Source organism: Angustibacter peucedani, from assembly GCF_054779595.1.
Window position 1 is genome coordinate 1 of the sequence record NZ_BAAGXY010000190.1, and the last position, 570, is coordinate 570.

2 protein-coding genes are annotated in these 570 nt (G+C 64.6%); both read right to left on the reverse strand.

Annotated elements, in window-relative coordinates:
• The coding region (locus tag ACYVJ4_RS18815) for a prepilin-type N-terminal cleavage/methylation domain-containing protein (protein WP_460461559.1) at nt 1-93 on the reverse strand (93 nt) is incomplete at its 3' end.
• 170 nt (nt 94-263) lie between these two features.
• A partial coding sequence (locus ACYVJ4_RS18820; RefSeq protein ID WP_460461558.1) for a type IV pilin protein occupies nt 264-570 on the reverse strand: 307 nt, incomplete at its 5' end.

Below are 570 nucleotides of genomic sequence, written 5' to 3' on the forward strand. Positions count from 1 at the left end.
CAGGATGCCGATGATGATCATGACGACCAGGAGCTCGATCAGCGTGAAGCCGCTGTCCTTGTCCTCCGCCGCCTTGCGAATGCGAGCGAGCATCTGATTCGTCCCTTCGAGACGATAGGTGTGGAGGGACGAGCCCGAGCTGGGCCACCTCCGATGACAGGTAGTGCATCGGCGCCCCGCCGACGGACTTGAGCGTCTATCTGGGGGAATTGCCGAAGGGCCCCGGCGCGGTGCGCCGGGGCCCTTCGAGACAGAACAGAGGATCAGCTGCAGGCCGTGGTGCCCTTGGCCTGGAGACCGCCCTTGTCGCTGTCGTAGTAGAACCCGTTGGTCGTGTCGGTGCCCTTGGGGTTCGTGATCTGCACGCAGAAGGTGCCCGCGGCCACGCCGGCGCCGGACTTGATGGTCACGGAGTTGCCGGTGGTCAGCTTGACGTCCGGGATGTCGGTCAGAGCCGTCGGGTAGGCCTGGTTGTCGGTGTAGTAGGTCTCGAACTCGTTCGCGACCGACCGCAGGTCGGACTTGATCGAGGTGTCGACGGCCTTCTTGCGCTGGTTCAGGAACACCGGG